This is a genomic window from Noviherbaspirillum sp. (genome assembly GCF_035944575.1).
GTDB lineage: Bacteria > Pseudomonadota > Gammaproteobacteria > Burkholderiales > Burkholderiaceae_D > Noviherbaspirillum.
In genome coordinates, this window is sequence record NZ_DASZBA010000026.1 from 1 (window position 1) to 2,002 (window position 2,002).

At 66.0% G+C, this 2,002-nt stretch carries 2 protein-coding genes and 1 pseudogene; all 3 read right to left on the reverse strand.

Going from position 1 to position 2,002, the window contains the following annotated elements; all coding sequences use genetic code 11:
- Positions 1 to 208, reverse strand: a pseudogene (locus VGU61_RS01590) (biotin synthase BioB); the annotation flags it as partial.
- Positions 209 to 237: 29 nt separating this feature from the next.
- On the reverse strand, positions 238 to 948 hold the full coding sequence (gene bioD / locus VGU61_RS01595) for a dethiobiotin synthase (protein WP_326857343.1): 711 nt from the start codon (positions 946 to 948) through the stop codon (positions 238 to 240).
- On the reverse strand, positions 945 to 2,002 hold a 1,058-nt coding region (gene bioF, locus VGU61_RS01600; RefSeq protein ID WP_326857344.1), incomplete at its 5' end, for an 8-amino-7-oxononanoate synthase. The genes bioF and bioD, both read right to left, overlap by 4 nt.

Below are 2,002 nucleotides of genomic sequence, written 5' to 3' on the forward strand. Positions count from 1 at the left end.
AGCCGCCGGTCTTGATCGACAGCAGCGTGGCCAGTTCCACCTCGCTCGGGTCGAAGTGCTGGCGGTGCACCTGCTGGGCACGAAACAGCAGATCGTTGAACGGCATGTCGAACAATGCCATCACTTGCTCCACCGGCCAGGTGCTCGGGCTTGCGGCAGTGGACGGTGCGGACGGGGAGGGGTAAAACGCTATCGGTTGCGAGGACATGAACTGCTTTCCTTAGTATCAAACTTTTATCAACGTGAAACGGCGGCCTTTGGCCATCCGGGTAAAACTGAACAATCGAGATACGCCGCGGCAGCGGCCGCCGAAGGCTCCGGCAGGCGCGGCACGATGCCGAGCAACGGGGCCGGTAAACGCTCAACCAGCGCATCGATGTTGGCTTGCCGATGCCGCATGTCCGGGTCGGCGGTATTGGCCACCCAGCCGGCCAGCGACAGGCCGCGCGCCGCAATCGCTTCGGTGGTCAGCAATGCATGGCTGAGGCATCCCAGCCGCATGCCGACCACCATGATGACCGGCAGGCCGAGCTGCAGCGCGAGATCGGCGGTATCGGAATCGCGAGACAGCGGCACGGCGAATCCGCCGACGCCCTCGACCACCACCGCATCGGCCTGCGCCAGCACCCGATCATAGCAGGCGAGGATATGGGCCGTATTGATGATGACGCCTTCGGCGGCTGCGGCGATATGCGGCGCCGCCGGGTCCTGCAGCAGGTAGGGCGTAGTCAATTCGATCGGCAGCGTGACGTTGGCTGCAGCGGCGAGGATGTCGGCATCTTCGTTATGCCATGCGCCGTCGCGCAATACCGCGCCGGCCGCGATCGGCTTCATCGCGGCGACACGCAAGCCACAAGCGGCAAGATGATGCAGCAGGGCTGCCGAGATCAGCGTCTTGCCGATCTCGGTATCGGTGCCGGTGACGAAGTAAGCAGGTTTCTCCATCATGTCTGGCTCCGTTCGACGGTGTTGAGCGCTGTGGCGAGTTGCGTTATGTCACGTGCCGTATGGGCGGCGGACAAGGTGATGCGCAATCGCGCGCTGTCGGGCGGCACGGTCGGCGGGCGGATCGCCGGCACCCACAGGCCCTGCCGGTCGAGCGCGGCAGCGGCGGCGAGCGTGGCATCGTTGGCGCCGATCACCACCGGCTGGATCGGTGTCGGGGACGGCAGCAGCTTCCAGTGCCGCAAAGTCAACTCGGCCCGCAATTGCGTGGTCAGCGCCTGCAGGTGCATGCGCCTTTCCCTGCCCTCTTCGCCGGCGATCAGGTCGACCGCTGTCAGCAGGGCATGCGCCAGCGCCGGCGGCGCGGCGGTGGTGTAAATGTAGGCGCGGGCGCGTTGCACCAGCCATTCGATCACGGTGGCATGCGCGGCGACGAATGCGCCGCCGACGCCGGCGGCCTTGCCGAGCGTGCCGATGTAGATCAGGTTGGATGAACGCAGCGCGGCATGCTCCAGCACGCCCCTGCCCTGCTCGCCGAGAACGCCGAAGCCGTGCGCGTCGTCGACCATCAGCCATGCGCCATGCCGCTCGCACAAGGCGAGCAATTCCGCCAGCGGCGCGATGTTGCCATCCATGCTGAATACGCTGTCGGTGACCACGATCTTGCTGCTGGCTTCGCTCGCTTCCAGCATGCGGGCGAGCGTGGCGGTGTCGGCATGCGGGTAGACGCGGACATTGGCACGCGACAGCCGTGCGCCGTCGATCAGCGATGCATGATTGAGGGTTTCGGAAAACAGGTCGGTGTCGCGCTGGCCGAGCGCCGCCAGCACGCCGATGTTGGCCATGTAACCGGTGCAGAAGTACAGCGCACGGGCGTCGGGAAGATGCGGCGACAGCAAGTCCGCCAGCTTTTCTTCCAGCTGCGCATGGGCCTGCGAGTGGCCGCTGATCAGGTGCGATGCGCCGCTGCCGGCGCCATAGCGGCTCACGCCCGCCCGCAACGCCTCGGCGATACGGGGATGCGCCGCGAGGCCGAGATAATCGTTGCTGGCGAATG